At 73.6% G+C, this 13,186-nt stretch carries 8 protein-coding genes; 2 read left to right on the top strand and 6 right to left on the bottom strand.

Going from position 1 to position 13,186, the window contains the following annotated elements; translation table 11 throughout:
• Positions 1-347: 347 nt before the first annotated feature.
• The 3 genes from ACFV6E_RS24450 to ACFV6E_RS24440 all read right to left on the bottom strand — a co-directional run bounded on the left by ACFV6E_RS24450 (position 348) and on the right by ACFV6E_RS24440 (position 5,228).
• The gene (locus ACFV6E_RS24450; protein WP_385464553.1) at positions 348-1,334 is read right to left on the bottom strand and encodes a 2-dehydropantoate 2-reductase N-terminal domain-containing protein; all 987 of its coding nucleotides are present in this window, start codon (positions 1,332-1,334) and stop codon (positions 348-350) included.
• 541 nt (positions 1,335-1,875) lie between these two features.
• Complete coding sequence (locus tag ACFV6E_RS24445) at positions 1,876-4,443, bottom strand: ABC transporter permease (protein WP_385464550.1); 2,568 nt, start codon at positions 4,441-4,443, stop codon at positions 1,876-1,878.
• Positions 4,440-5,228, bottom strand: a complete 789-nt coding sequence (locus ACFV6E_RS24440) for an ABC transporter ATP-binding protein (protein WP_385464547.1) — start codon at positions 5,226-5,228, stop codon at positions 4,440-4,442. Before ACFV6E_RS24440 ends, ACFV6E_RS24445 begins: the two co-directional genes overlap by 4 nt.
• A gap of 361 nt (positions 5,229-5,589) precedes the next feature.
• On the opposite strand from ACFV6E_RS24440, the gene ACFV6E_RS24435 reads away from it, so the two are divergent.
• Both ACFV6E_RS24435 and ACFV6E_RS24430 read left to right on the top strand, forming a co-directional pair.
• Entirely contained in the window at positions 5,590-7,164 is a 1,575-nt protein-coding gene (locus ACFV6E_RS24435; protein WP_385169250.1) for an MFS transporter, read from the top strand.
• A 163-nt stretch (positions 7,165-7,327) separates the two neighbouring features.
• Positions 7,328-7,798, top strand: coding sequence for a DUF485 domain-containing protein (locus ACFV6E_RS24430; RefSeq protein WP_385464544.1), 471 nt, complete (start codon positions 7,328-7,330; stop codon positions 7,796-7,798).
• Between the two features lie 41 nt (positions 7,799-7,839).
• On the opposite strand, the gene ACFV6E_RS24425 is transcribed toward ACFV6E_RS24430, so the two are convergent.
• From ACFV6E_RS24425 to ACFV6E_RS24415, 3 genes are all read right to left on the bottom strand, one after another.
• Positions 7,840-8,724, bottom strand: a complete 885-nt coding sequence (locus ACFV6E_RS24425; protein ID WP_385464542.1) for a DivIVA domain-containing protein — start codon at positions 8,722-8,724, stop codon at positions 7,840-7,842.
• 195 nt (positions 8,725-8,919) lie between these two features.
• Positions 8,920-12,093 (bottom strand): SUKH-4 family immunity protein, encoded by a 3,174-nt coding sequence (locus ACFV6E_RS24420; protein WP_385464539.1) that lies wholly within the window; start codon positions 12,091-12,093, stop codon positions 8,920-8,922.
• Between the two features lie 7 nt (positions 12,094-12,100).
• Complete coding sequence (locus tag ACFV6E_RS24415) at positions 12,101-13,117, bottom strand: SMI1/KNR4 family protein (RefSeq protein WP_385464536.1); 1,017 nt, start codon at positions 13,115-13,117, stop codon at positions 12,101-12,103.
• Positions 13,118-13,186 lie beyond the last annotated feature (69 nt).

Raw genomic sequence — 13,186 nt, 5'->3', positions numbered from 1 at the left:
ACGACCTCGACCGCCCAAGCCGGACGCCCCCCAAGCCGTTGCCCCTGCCCAGGCCGAACCGGTCGCCCAAGACGACGCCGCCCTGGAACGGCCCGGCCACACACGACCTCGGCCGCCGAGACGGCCCCGCCCAAGCCGGACGGCCCCCAAGACGATGCGCCCGCCCAAGGCGAACCGGCCGCCCGAAACGGCCCCCGGCCGAGACGAACCGACCGCCCCAACCGGACCAGCCGAACCGACCGCCCAGCCGAACGAGCCGGACCAGCCGGACCAGCCGGACCAGCCGGACCAGCCGCCAAGTCCAACCACCCGGTCACCACCGGCCCCCGTCCCCCGGCCCCCCGGGCCTACGCCGCCCCGACAGTCAGCACATCGCTCCCCGCCCCGGTCTGGCCGCCGTTCTCCGCCCCGCCCTGCGGACCACCACCCGCCCCGGACGGAATCCGGTCACCGTCGCCGGACGGCGCCCCCGTTCCCGACTCCTCCGCCAGCACATCGTTGACCTTCACGACCGCTTCCAGGAGGGGCATGTCCACGCCGATGGTTTCGGCCAGGCCGAGGAAGCCGCGGGTGTCCTTGGGGAGGCAGACGCCGCCGTACGGGCTGCCGCCGCGGATGCCGTAGTCGGGGTTGTACGACGCCTCGGCGGAGCGCGCCACCGTCTGTGCCACCGGGTCGAGGTCGAGTCCGAGGGACCGGCTGACCAGCCACATCTCGTTCCAGAAGGAGATCTTCGTGGCGTTGAAGAGATTGTGCGCGCACTTGACGAACTCGGCCTGGGCCGGGTTGGCGAAGAAGCGGGTCTCGCCGCCGAACGGCGCGAGGAGCGCGGCAAGCCGCTCCCGCGTACGCGCGCTGCGCGAGGCGATCACCGTCATCCACGGATGGCGGAAGTCCTCGACGGCGGAGGCCGCCCGCAGGAACTCCGGGTTGCTGGCGAGCGTGAAGTCCTCGCCGTGGACCCGACCGGAGTGTTTCTCCAGCAGCGGCTGCGCCACACCCTCCGCGGTGCCGGGCGGCACGGTCGAGCGGACCACGACGACATGCGGCTCCGTGGCCCCGGCCAGCGCCCGGCCGACGGCGGCGGTGCCGTCCTCGAAGGCGGACAGGTCGTACCCCCGGCCCGTACTGGGTGTGGGCAGGGTGAGGAAGACGAACGCGCTGCGCTCGGCCCGCAGGTCGAGCACGTCGCGCGCGTCGAGATCCTGGGACCGCAGGTGGTCCAGGCGTCGTGGTGCCGTGTCGATGAAGGTCACCTCGTGCTCAGCACGCAGGAGTCCCTTTCCGGTGGCGGCGCCCACGACGCCGGAACCGACGATGAAGATCCTTGCCATGGTGAACTCGTCTCCTGGTCGGACATGGGTGCTCAGCGGCACACACATGCGGAAACGTCACAGGGCATCGCCCGTGGCCGGTCCAGCGGGCGGGCACGCGGACTCGCGTGCGGTACGGGACGTACAGGTGCGGACGGAGCCGGCTCGGCTCAGGGCCGCCGCGGTCTCACAGCGGCCGACGCCCGTGCTCTGGACCGGGCGTCGGCCCGCGGCTGCGCGCCGACCGGGCCGGCGGCACTGGTGGAGACCCTGACCGAAGACGACCGCACTCCCCCTCAACCCCCCTGAGAACAACGGACTTTGAGCGCCTCGGGCGCTCGCCCCCTCGCCGTCAGACGTTACGGCCTCCGCACGGCTTCCGGGTCCCGGTCTTCCCCACACAACGAAATATGTCCATTAATGGCCCATGCCCCACAAGAGCCAATAACGCGGCTCCCGGCCCGAAACGCGACTCCAGGCCAGAACTTTCGGCCGAAAACGCGGCTCCCGGCGCACGGTGCGTGCGCCGGGAGCCGTCCCCCGAGAACGATCGCCGCGGCTGTCAGTCCGTGGCGATCGCGTTCAGTACGTTCATCCGCCCCGCCCGGAACGCCGGGATCAGGGCGGCGAACAGGCCCACGAAGGCCGAGCCGATGAAGACACCGATGATCGTCGGCCACGGGATGTCCAGGACGTTCAGACCCTCCAGGGCGAGCAGCCGCTGCGCGGTGGCGCCCCAGCCCATGCCCAGGCCGAGCCCGAGGAGGGCGCCGAAGAGGGCGATGACGACCGACTCCAGGCGGATCATGCGGCGCAGCTGCCGGCGCGACAGTCCGATGGCCCGCAGCAGGCCGATCTCCCTGGTCCGTTCGACGACGGAGAGGGCGAGCGTGTTCACGACGCCCAGGACGGCGACGATGATCGCGAGGGCCAGCAGACCGTAGACCATGTTCAGGAGCTGCCCGATCTGGTCCTTGAGCTCCTGCTTGAAGTCCGTCTGGTCGCGCACCTGATACTGCGGGTACGGCTTCATGGCCTTCTTCAGCGCCGCGTACGCCTGCTCCTGCTCGCCGTCCGCGGCCTTGGCGAACATGATCTCGTCCGGCGGGATCCGGTCGGCCGGTACGTACTTCTGCATGGTCGCGGTGCTGGTGTAGCGGGCACCCTGGTCGATGGAGGTGTCGTCGTCGGTGATCGCGGCGACCTTCAGCTCGGCCGTCCTGCCGCCCTCGAAGGCGACGGTCATCGTGGAGCCGAGCCGGATGCCGTGCTTCTTGGCGTAGTCGGAGCCGACGGACATGGCGTCCTTGCCGTAGGCCGCGGACAGTTCGCCGGCCGTGGTCTCGCGGCGCAGGTCGTCCGCGTACGACGGGTCGGCCGCCGTCACCTCGCTGGCCTCGGTCTTCCCGTCAGGCGAGGTCAGCTTCGCCGCGACCGACTTGTAGTGGGTGACGTGCTCGAGGCCGGGGACGGACTCCATGGCCTTCGCGGCCTGGGGCACGATCCGCTGGTTGCCCTGGACGATGAAGTCCGCGCCGACCGACTTGTCCAGTTCCTCGGTCGCGGAGGCCACCATGGAGGAGCCGACCACGGAGAGGCAGGCGACCAGGGCGAGGCCGATCATCAAAGCCGCGCCGGTGGCGCCGGTGCGGCGCGGGTTGCGCAGCGCGTTGCGCTCGGCCATCCGGCCCACGGGTCCGAAGACCCGCAGCAGTACGGCGCTGATCACCCGGACCACGGCGCCCGAGAGGACGGGGCCGATGACGACGAAGCCGATGAGGCTGAGCACCACGCCCGCGCCGAGCACCAGGGAGCCGTCGCTCGCCTTGTCGGCGGTGGCCGCCGAGTAGAGGGCGAGGCCGCCGGCGCCGGTGAGGACCAGGCCGATCAGACTCCGGACGAGGGACGCGCGGCCGTCGGCCGGCGTACCGGCGTCACGCAGCGCAGCCATCGGGGAGACCTTCCCGGCGCGGCGGGCGGGCAGGTAGGCGGCGAAGACGGTGACGACGATGCCCAGGACGATGCCGACCACCGGGGTCGACGTCTTCACCGTCAGGTCGTCGGTGGACAGGTTCATGCCCACGGCCGACATGAGCTTCATCAGGCCGACGGCGATGCCGACGCCCGCGGCGACGCCGAGCAGCGAGCCCACAACGCCGAGCAGCAGCGCCTCGACCAGTACGGAGCGGTTGACCTGCTTGCGGGAGGAGCCGATCGCCCGCATCAGGCCGATCTCGCGGGTGCGCTGGGCGACCAGCATCGAGAAGGTGTTGACGATCAGGAAGATGCCGACCAGGAAGGCGATCCCGGCGAAGCCGAGCATGGCGTACTTGATGACGTCCATGAAGTCGCCGACCTGGGAGCGGTTCTCGTCGGTGGTCTCCTGCTGCGTGCGGACCGTGACGGTGCCGTCGAGGGCGGAGGCGACGGTCCGCTTCAGCCGGACGTCGCTGACACCCTGGTCGGCGGTGACGTTGATCTGGGTGAACCGGCCGGTGGCGCCCAGCAGTTCACGCTGCGCGGTGGCGGTGTCGAAGTAGACGACGGCGGCACCGGGGTTGGTGACGGTGAAGGAGGCGATGCCGACGATGCGCGCCTTGAAGTCGCCGGTGACGGCTATGGTGCGCAGCTCGTCACCGATCTTGAGGTGGTGCTTGCCGGCGGTGTCGGCGTCGACCATCACCTCGGTCGGGCCGCGCGGTCCCCGCCCCTTGGTGATCTCCATCGAACGCAGGTCGTTCTTCGTCCAGTTGCCCGCGATCGTGGGGGCGCCGGTGGTGGAGCCCATGTTCTCGTTGTCGCTGTTCACGACGGTGACGTCCAGCGAACTGACGGCGCCCTCGGCGTCCTTGACGCCCTCCGCCGCGCGGGTCCGCTCCAGGACGGAGGCCGGCAGCGACTCGGGCCTGCCGTTCTGCGGGGTCTCGTCGGCCTTCGTCGCCTCCTTCGGCGAGACGGTCACGTCGGCGGAGGAGGCGGCGAAGAGCTTGTCGAACGTCGTGTCCATCGTGTCGGTGAAGACGAGCGTGCCGCAGACGAAGGCCACCGACAGCAGCACCGCGACGGCCGACAGGGCCATGCGTCCCTTGTGCGCGAAGAAGTTGCGCATCGAGGTCTTCCAGACGGTCATGACGTACGCCCCCGGGCGTCGAAGTCCTTCATGCGGTCCAGGACGGCCTCGGCGGTCGGCCGGTACATCTCGTCGACGATGCGCCCGTCCGCGAGGTACAGCACCCGGTCCGCGTACGAGGCGGCCACCGGGTCGTGGGTGACCATCACGATGGTCTGGCCGAGCTCGTCCACCGAGCGGCGCAGGAAGCCCAGCACCTCGGCGCCCGCCCGGGAGTCGAGGTTCCCGGTCGGCTCGTCACCGAAGATGATGTCGGGGCGGGCGGCGAGGGCGCGGGCCACGGCCACCCGCTGCTGCTGGCCGCCGGAGAGCTGCGAGGGGCGGTGCTTGAGCCGGCCCGCGAGGCCGACGGTCTCCACGACCTGGTCCAGCCAGCCCTTGTCCGGCTTGCGGCCCGCGATGTCCATCGGCAGCGTGATGTTCTCCAGCGCGCTCAGCGTGGGCAGCAGGTTGAACGCCTGGAAGATGAAGCCGACGCGGTCCCGGCGGAGCCGCGTGAGCTTCTTGTCCTTCAGGCCGGTGATCTCGGTGTCGGCGAGGTGGATCTGCCCGGAGGTGACGGTGTCGAGTCCGGCGAGGCAGTGCATCAGGGTGGACTTGCCGGACCCCGAGGGGCCCATGATCGCGGTGAATTCCCCGCGTGCGATGTCCACGTCGATGTGATCGAGGGCGACGACCCGGGTCTCGCCGGACCCGTACGCCTTCACGACCTGCCGCGCCCGCGCGGCAACGGCCGTACGCCTCTCAGTGCCCCCGTGCCTGGGAATGCTCACAGCCGATGTCACGGTATATCTCCTATGTCGGTCACGAGGTGGTCCGCGGTCCGCGGTTCGCGAAGGTGCGTTGGTGCGGTGGGATCAGTCTGGCGACGGGAGGGGGTCCGGCGCGCTGGTGCGCAGCGCAGTCTTCAGCGGGGGAAAACCCCACCCCTCCCGCTGGGCCGAGCCACCCCCCGACGGCGTAAAGCCAGGTTAAGGACGACGGCCCGTCCTCCTCGTCCTCCGGCGGGACGAACCCTCCCCGACCTGTAGTACGGAGATACCCCTAGGGGCTCTCCACCCCCCGGTGGAGCATTTATCAGGGTCGTGTCAGCCCTTGGGTGCACACAGCGTCCACCCTGCCGCGGCGGGAGGGTCAAGTGAGAGCATGTCGGCGGCAGTTGAGTGCACGGTGCAGGGGGAAAGGACTCCGGTGAGCCAGGGGGACACGGACACACCCGCCGCGCGGGCCGGCACAGCGGGCGGTGCGGCCGCGGGCACCCGGCGGGGCGCCGTCGTCGCCGCCCTGATGCTGGCCATGGCGCTGGCCGCGCTCGACTCCACCATCGTCTCCACCGCCGTACCGCAGATCGTCGGCGATCTCGGCGGCTTCTCGGTGTTCTCGTGGCTGTTCTCCGGCTATCTGCTGGCCGTGACCGTCACCCTGCCCGTGTACGGCAAGCTCTCCGACACCTTCGGCCGCAAGCCGGTCCTGGTCGCGGGGTGCGTCGTCTTCCTCGCCGGTTCCCTGCTGTGCGCCGCCGCCTGGAACATGGCGGCGCTCATCGCCTTCCGGGTCGTCCAGGGGCTGGGCGGCGGCGCGCTCCAGGGCACGGTGCAGACGCTCGCCGCCGACCTGTACCCGCTGGAGGAACGGCCGCGGATCCAGGCCAGGCTGTCCACGGTGTGGGCGGTCTCGGCGATCGCCGGGCCCGGACTCGGCGGCGTCCTCGCCGCGTACGCCGACTGGCGCTGGATCTTCCTGATCAATCTGCCGATCGGCGCGCTCGCCCTGTGGCTGGTCGTGCGCCATCTGCACGAGCCGCAGCGCACCGTCCGCACCGGCCGCCGCCCGCGGATCGACTGGGCGGGCGCGCTCGCCGTCTTCGCCTGCGGCGGCGTCCTGCTGACCGCGCTGGTGCAGGGCGGGGTGGCCTGGGCGTGGCTGTCGCCGCCCTCGCTCGCCCTGTTCGGCGGCGGACTCGCCCTGGCGGCGGTCGTCGTGGCCGTCGAACGGCGGGCCGCGGAGCCGATCATCCCCGGCTGGGTGTGGCGGCGGCGCACCATCGTCGCCGTCAATCTGGCACTCGGCGCCCTCGGCCTGCTGATGGTCGCCCCGACCGTCTTCCTGCCGACGTACGCGCAGGCGGTCCTGGGGCTCGCGCCGGTCGCCGCCGGATTCGTCCTGTCGGTCTGGACGCTGAGCTGGCCGGTGTCGGCGGCGCTCAGCCAGCACGTGTACCGGCGGATCGGCTTCCGCAACACCGCGATGCTCGGCATCGGCACGGCGACCCTGCTCCTGCTCGCCTTCCCGTTCCTGCCGTATCCGGGCGAGGCCTGGCAGCCCGCGCTGCTGATGCTGCTGCTCGGCGGCGCGCTCGGGCTGTTCCAACTGCCGCTGCTGATCGGCGTGCAGTCGACCGTCGGCTGGGCGGAGCGCGGTACGACGACGGCGTCCGTACTGTTCTGCCGCCAGACCGGGCAGACCGTCGGCGCGGCCCTGTTCGGGGCGGTCGCCAACGGGGTGCTCGCCGCGCGGCTCGGCGGCGCGGGCGACCTGGACTCCGTCACCCGCGCCCTGGACACCGGCGACTCCGGCGGGCGGGTGCGCGGCGCCGTCGCGGCCGCGGTCGACGCGGTCTACCTGGGCGCGGCGGGCGCGGCCGGACTCGCCTTCCTGGTCCTGCTGTTCGTGGCGCCGCGCCGCTTCCCCGTCCTGGCCCAGGAGCCCCACAAGCAGTAGGTGTTATCGCGGGTAACGCACAGGTCGCGGCAGTGGGAGCAGACCGGCCGCGCACTTCGGCGAAACCGCCCCACGGCCCTGTACCTGCGGGTAACGTGCCTCGCCCACCCCCAGGCTCCCTGCGGTCCCGGCAACGGGCCCCAGCCACGCGAGGAGAGACGGGATGCCCGATGCCTTCTCGTCCCCGGACCACCGCCCGCCCCGCCCGCACCACCACGACACGAGCCCCGCACACGCCACCTACCCCTGGCAGCCGCCACCGCCCGAACCGCCCGGACCCCGGCTGCCGCACCGCCGCCCCCTCGGCCGCCACAGCGACCTGCGCGTCCTGCGCGGCGCCTACCGGCGGCAGCGGCGCGTCGCCGCGTTCACCGCGCTCGGCTACTTCACCGCCTTCCTGCTGCTGTCGGCGTTCGCACCGTCGGTGATGACGCGCAGGGTCCCCGGCGGCCTCCCCGCCGGACTCCTCCTCGGCCTGCTCCAGATCCCCGTCACCTGCCTGGCCATCTGGCTGTACGAGTACACGGCGCGCCGCCGCGTCGACCCGCTGGCGGACCGGATCCGCCGGCAGGCCGAACTCCACGCCGAGCGACGACGCCGCGCCGGTGACCCGGGACGTGACCCGGACCGGTGACCTGGGCGGCGTACCGCCCGGACCGTATGCCACTTCGCAGGTCACTCCGCCGGGGCGCGGCCCGTCAGCGCGGTGAGGCTGTTGCGCACGGAGTCCATCTGGGCGCTCACGTGGTCCCATTCCTCGCCGTGTTCGCGCAGGACGCGTTCCGTCTCGCGGGCGATGCGGTCCTCGCGGGCGCGCGCCTCGGCGATCAGCGCCGCGGCCTGTTCCTCGGCGTCCTGCTCCGTCCGCGCGGCCGCCTCCGCCGCCTCGGCCACCGCCCGCGCCGCCTCGGCGGCACCGGCCTCGGCACGCGCCGCCAGCTCCTCGTGGTGCGCGTCGAGTTCCCCGGCCCGCTCCCCGGCCGCCCGATCGGCCGCCGCCAGGCGCTCCGCCTGCGCCTCCTCCTGCTCGGTGATCAGCGCCTCCGTGCGCTGCCGGGTCTCCCGCAGCCCGGCCAGCGCCGTACCCCGGCCCTCCTTCACCGCGCGGCGCGCCGAGACGCGTACCCCGTCCGCCTCGGTACGGGCCGCGAGCAGCCGCCCGGCGACGTGCTCGTCGGTCTCCTCGCGCAGCCCGTCGGCGTACGCCTGCGCCTCCGCCGTGAGCCGGCGCCCCGCCTCCTCGGCCTCCTCCGTGACCCGCCGGGCCTCCGCGCGGGCGTCCTCGCGCACCGTCTCCGCCTCCTCCCGGACCGTCGCGAAGAGCCGTACGGCACTGTCGCCGAGGGTCTCGTACTCCTGCGGGGCGAGCCCGGCGACGACCTCGCCCATCCGCTCGGCCTCGGCCTCCATCTCCCGGGCCAGCACGGTCAGCCGGGCGGCGCGTTCCCACGCCGCGTCACGGTCGTCCGAGAGTGCCGCCGCGTACGCGTCCACCTGTTCGGGACAGTAGCCACGCCGCACGGTCGCGAAGCCGTGCGGCGGCGGTGCCGCGCTGCTCATCCTGGAACCCCTCTCCGCCGGACACAGATGTGGCGCACATCTTGGCGGATCGGACGTAAGTGTTCATAACGCGACACTCCGCGACACTCAGGCATAGAGGGCGATCCATAGGAAAACAGGAGAGGGGATCGGGCGTACCGCCCGATCCCCTCTCCTGTCTCCGTCCCGCCGAACGCGCCCGCGCTCAGCGGCGCGTCACAGCAGCCCGTCCCACATCTGCTCCAGCAGGACCGACCACCAGCTCTCCGGCGAGCCCAGGGCCGCCGGGTCGAGCGAGGCGAGCTGGGCCTGGAAGTCGAGCGTCCAGCGGCCCGCCTGCTCCTGGTTGAGCCCGTAGCGCAGCCGCCACATCCGGCCCAGCAGCGCCAGGCAGCGCGCGAACTCGGGCAGCCCCGTGTTCACGAACTGCGGCGGCACCGGCGCACCGCCGGGTCCCGCCTCCACCGGCACGGCCACGATGTTCGCCGTGCCGTACTGGACACAGATCGCCTTGCCGAAGTCACTGCCCATGACCAGGTACGACCCCGCGTCCGGGCCCGGCTGCACGCCCCGTTCCTGCGCCAGCTCGGCGAGCGTCGGCACCGGACGGCCCGGCTGCGCCTGCGCCCAGAAGAACGGGCCCATGTCGACCGGCAGCCCCGCCACGACCAGCGTGTGCGCCACGATCGGCGGCACGCCCTGCCGGGAGACCGCCGCCTGGTCGAAGCGGAAGACACCGGGGCCGAACGCGGCCGCCAGCTCCTGCCCGATGCCCTCCGGCGGGATCGGCGGCGCCGGATGCACCTGCGGCAGCGGCGCCCGCACCGGCGCGGAGCGCGCCGGACCGTCCGCCACCTGATGCAACTCACCCTGATGAGCGATGAGTTGATGCATCCCGTCCTGACGGCTCGCGTGATCCGTGCCGTACGGGGCGATGGACGTGATCCGCGCCTGCGGCCACGTCTCCCGGATCATCCGCGCGCAGTACGCGCCCGGCAGCTCGCAGGACTCAAGCTCCGTGTGCAGCTCCAGCACCTGCTGCGGCGGCACGTTCATCGCGCGCAGCTCGTGCAGGATCTGCCACTCCGGGTGCGGGGTGCCGGGCGCGGAACGCCGGATGAGCTGCTGCTCCGAACCGTCGTGCGCCCGGTAGCGCAGCACCGCCTGGTAGCCGGGACCCACCATGGGCCGCCCGTCCTGCGGATAGCCGTACGCCGGCTGCTGCCCCGGCATCGGCTGCCCGGGCATGGACTGACCCGGCATCGGCTGACCCGGCATCGGCTGCGGGGCACCCGGCGGGATGCCGGGGGCCTGCGGCGGCGGGGGCGCGCCGGGGCCGCCGACGGCCGGACCGGCCAGCATCGTGGCGGCGTGGTGCACACCACCGGCGGGCGTACCACCCGGCGGCTGCGGCGCGTTCGGACCACCCGGAACGCCAGGCGCACCGGGCGCACCCGGAACGCCGGGCGGGCCGGGCGGGGTCGGGGCACCAGGCGCGCCAGGGGCACCCGGAGCGCCGGGAGCGCCGGGCGGGCCCGGGGGCGGCGGGGCGCCGGGGCCGCCGACCGCCGGACCGGCCAGCATCGTCGCGGCGTGGTGCACACCACCGGCGGGCGTACCACCCGGCGGCTGCGGCGCGTTCGGACCACCCGGAGCACCAGGCGCACCGGGCGGGCCGGGCGGGCCGGGCGGGGTCGGGGCGCCGGGCGCGCCCGGCGGGATCGGTGCTCCGGGAACCCCGGGCGTACCCGGGGCGCCGGGAGCGCCGGGGCCCTCCGGGCCGAGCTGGGAGACGAGCTGGGTCGGCACGTAACCGCCCGCCGGTCCGCCCGGGGCACCCGGCGCCGACGGCGGCGGAGTCGCGCCCGGCCGCGCACCCGGCACCCCGGGGGCGCTCGGCGGCGGCGGTGTGCCCGCGCCACCGCCCCGCGCGGCGCGCGGCGGCTGCGCCTTGCTGGTCGCGGCGTCCGCAATGTCACCCGCGTGCGGCGGCAGCGGACGCCCCGTGGACGCCCCGGTACCGCCAGGACCGAGCGGTCCACCGGGCGGCGGCGTGTCCTGCGGACCGGCCGGCGGCGGAGTACCCGGGGCGCCGCCCGGACCGTGCGGATAGCCGTAGGGCGGAGCACCCGGCGGCGGCGTGCCGTGCGGACCGCCCGCACCCTGCGGGCCACCCGTATCCTGCGGGCCACCCGAACCCTGCGGATAGCCGTACGGCGGAGCACCAGGCGGCGGCGTACCCTGCGGGCCACCCGCACCCTGCGGATAGCCGTACGGCGGAGCACCCGGCGGCGGCGTACCGTGCGGGCCACCCGCGCTGCCGGGCCCACCGGAACCGCCCGAACCGCCCGGCCCGGCAGGCGCACCCGGCCCACCGGACGTGCCGGGACCACCGGGCCCGCTGGACACACCCGGACCGCCAGGCGCACCCGGACCGCCAGGCGCACCGGGACCGCCAGGCCCACCGTGCGCACCGGGACCGCCAGGCCCACCGTGCGCACCGGGACCGCCCGGCGTACCCGACCCGCCCGCCGTACCCGTGTCGTCAAGCGCCGGTGCCACGGTCGTCCGCGGCAACTGGCTGCCGCCCGCGATCAGGGCGGTCTTGGCCTCCGGCGTCGCCCCGGGCGGCGGGGTGTCGGCCGACTCGCTCAGCGGCGGCGCGAACACCGTCGCGGGCAGCGGCACCGACCGGTCCTCGCCCGCGTCGGCGTTGGTGTCCGTACCGGCCCACGGCGTCGCCCCCGCCGGCGGACCCGACGGGACCCGGTCCTGCGGCGGCGCGTCCCGCACCTCGTCGGAGGCCGCGGCGGCGGGCCACGCCGTGGCACCACCGGGAGCCGCGGGAGCACCGGCCCCGGCACCCACGCCCGAAGGCGCACCCGCACCCGGCGCCGAAGCCCCGCCGGACGTGTCCGACCGGACCCCCGCCCCGTCCGAAGCACCGGACGTCCCCGCAGACCCCGAGGGCCCCGAAGTCGCCGAAGCCCCCGAAGTCTCCGACCTGCGGTCCGGGATGCCCAGCTTGTCCGCCGCCTCCTGGAGCCACTCGGGCGGGCTCAACAGGAACGACGTCTGGTTCAGGTCGACCCGGGCCGGCGGCGCGGGAGCCGCCTGCGCCGGCGCGTCCGGCAGCCCGTACTCCTCCTCGTACCGGCGGATCACCTCGCCCACCGGCAGCGCGGGCCACAGCGTCGCCTCGCCGCTGTCCCGCGCGATCACCAGCCGCTGCGCGCCGCCGTCGGAGCGCGGGCCCTCGGCCCGGTCCTCCGCCCAGACCACGAAGCCGAGATCGAACTCCCGCACCCGCACCTCACGGTGCTGGTACGAGGCCACGTCGCCGTTGATCCACTCTTCCGCGCGCTCCTGCGCCTGCGCGAAGGTCACCATCGGAAGATCACTCCCCCACCGAAGACACCGGCACGGCACGCGCGAAGCCGCCGTCCACCATCAGATTCGCCACCGTCTCCAGCTCCGGCGGATTGCCCGCGAGCCGGGACAGGAACTGGTCGAAGTCGTCACCGCACGGCAGCAGCAGCCGCTGCACCCGCTCCGCCGGAGCCCACGCGTCCTCGTCCCGGACGTCGTCGTAGGCACAGAACCAGACGGATCCGATCCGCTCGCCCTTCACCTTCACGGCCAGCAGACCGCCCTGTACGAACCCGACGCACAGGTAGTCCTTGGTCAGATGGTCGCGCAGACACTTGTTGATGTACACGAGGTCGTTGACCGCCGCCTCGTCCCGCACCGTGAACAGCGGCTGGTCCACCAGCAGTCCGAGCTCCGCGTCGAGCGCCGCACCCACCGGCGCGCACCCGCCCGCCGCCTTCAGGAACGACCGGTACGGGCCCGGCAGCCGGTACCCCAGGTCCTCCTCGACCCCGAGCACCTGCTGCTCCGTCACCGCCACCGACGACTTCGGCAGCCCGAAGTGCGCGGGCCGCGTCTCCTGCAACGGCCGCGTGCCCCGCTTGTCCTGGTCCACGGCCGCCGTAGCCAGACCGCCGTGGTGCCGCAGCAGCGCCTTCACCTCGACCGGCACCAGCTCAAGGCGCCGACTGCCCGGTACGTGGTGCCACGTCCAGCCGTGCGGCGTCGCCACCGCCGGGATGGTGTCCCACAGCTCGTGCCCCGTCGCCGCGAGCGCGGCGTTCGCGGACACGTAGTCCGTCAGCCTCAACTCGTCGACGCCGAAGCCCTCCGGAGGCTCGGCGATCTCGGCCGCGGCCCGCGCGTACGGCGAGAAGTCGGGATAGCCGCGCTCGTCCACCCGTACACCTCTCGGGTGACGCGAGGCCCGGACCGGGTCCGGGAAATGCACGACCTGCCCGGCGTAGGCCGCGTTCGGCGGCGCGGCTTGTCCCCCGGCCTGGCGGCCGGGAGGTGCCCCCAGCCCGAGCCGACCTGTCGTCATGGCGGTTGCCCCCTGCGGCGTTCTCAATGGCTGTATGGATCGCGGATGCCGACAGCCTAAGCGGTACGA

Source organism: Streptomyces sp. NPDC059785 (genome assembly GCF_042732375.1).
Lineage (GTDB): Bacteria > Actinomycetota > Actinomycetes > Streptomycetales > Streptomycetaceae > Streptomyces.
The sequence above is the reverse complement of the archived record's forward strand: the minus strand, read 5'-3'. Positions and strand labels throughout refer to the sequence as shown.